Annotated in this window: 1 pseudogene; it reads left to right on the top strand. The window is 64.8% G+C overall.

From position 1 onward, the window contains the following. A pseudogene (locus AX692_RS15280) lies at positions 1-209 on the top strand (IS110 family transposase); the annotation flags it as partial. Positions 210-531: the final 322 nt, after the last annotated feature.

The raw sequence follows: 531 nt of genomic DNA, 5'->3' as shown, positions 1-531 counted from the left end.
AGGAACGGCGCTACCGTGAGCGGGTCATCGACTTGCCCGAGGACATCCAGGCAATCGGGTGGAAGGCACAGGTTCGCCTGTGCCAGCGCTACCGTCGCCTGGCGGCCACGGGCAAGCCTCAGCCCAAGGTGACCACCGCGATCGCGCGTGAACTGGTCGGCTATGCCTGGGACATCGCCCGTCGGGTGTCGCCGGCGATAGCCGGCTGATCCACCCACGACATTAACGAGAGGAGGCGCCAGCGCACCAACTGCATAGCCTTGGCCGGCGTGCCGCGGGCACCCGACTGTGATGGGCAATCCACGGTGTACGGTGGGGCAGGTTCGTCCGACGCCCGAACTTAGACGGAGGATAGGCCCAGCGACGGATACGGGTAGTGCGGTAATCAACCCGCGGATGAGAGCATGATCAATCGTCGTCGATCAGGCGCCCGCGGCACACCCGCCAAGGTCAATGCGACCGCTGGTCTCGAGGCCAGCGAAGGAGTAAACTCGGCCAGCGTCTCGGATGGCAGTCATGAGAGCGTATATC

Origin of the sequence: Erythrobacter donghaensis (assembly GCF_001557325.1) — a bacterium.
In the GTDB taxonomy this organism is placed as follows: Bacteria; Pseudomonadota; Alphaproteobacteria; order Sphingomonadales; family Sphingomonadaceae; genus Erythrobacter; species Erythrobacter donghaensis_B.
Note: the sequence above shows the minus strand (reverse complement) of the source record. Positions and strands in the feature narration are given on the sequence as shown.